This is a genomic window from Sedimentibacter sp. B4 (assembly GCF_000309315.1).
Lineage (GTDB): Bacteria > Bacillota > Clostridia > Tissierellales > Sedimentibacteraceae > Sedimentibacter > Sedimentibacter saalensis.
Window position 1 is genome coordinate 1 of record NZ_CANG01001148.1, and the last position, 224, is coordinate 224.

General features: G+C 65.2%; 1 pseudogene. It reads right to left on the bottom strand.

Annotated elements, in window-relative coordinates:
- Positions 1-224, bottom strand: a pseudogene (locus BN358_RS27360) (hypothetical protein); the annotation flags it as partial.

Here is a 224-nt window from a genome sequence, read left to right on the forward strand (position 1 = left end):
TTGTCGGAGTGGACCGAGTTCGGAACCGTCCCCATCTGGTCAGGTAGGTGGTGATGTCGGCGAGGTAGCTGTCGGAGTAGTCGGTCTGGACCTGCACCCAGAGCGGACTGTGGTCCGACATCTGCCAGGTGCGCCAGCGCTGGAAGCGCGCCAGGGGGCTCGACCCCTTCACGGTGTCCGGGATCTCGGGCAGGTAGAGGTCCAGGTCGTCGTCGGTGAACACG